The organism is Stenotrophomonas sp. GQ19 (assembly GCF_059758695.1).
Map to the genome: position 1 here is coordinate 1 of NZ_JCAXES010000026.1, position 321 is coordinate 321.

General features: G+C 58.6%; 1 pseudogene. It reads right to left on the reverse strand.

Annotated features, from left to right (window positions below):
- Window positions 1-268 (reverse strand): annotated as a pseudogene (locus AC6CHL_RS20775) (IS3 family transposase); the annotation flags it as partial.
- Between the last annotated feature and the right edge of the window lie 53 nt (window positions 269-321).

The window sequence follows — 321 nt, forward strand, 5'->3', positions numbered from 1 at the left end:
TCTGCAAGGCCTTGATCTGTTGTTCCGGCGTCAGCGGCTTGGCCGCCCCGCTTTTGGGTGAAGTGGTCATGGGGGCAGATGATGCACCACCCGACCAGTCCTGCCGACCATGTCGGCGAAGCCAGCCAAGCACGGTGCTCCGTCCTTGGATACCGTATCGCTCCTGGGCCTTTTTGTAGGTCAGTTCCCCGCGCTCGACCTGGTCGACCACCGACAATTTGAAGGCCAGCGAGTAATCCCGCTGGCTGCGCCTGAGTGTTGAATCCATTGAACATTCCTCTTCCTGTGGGAAAAGGTGTCAACTCAATTCAGGACGGGTCA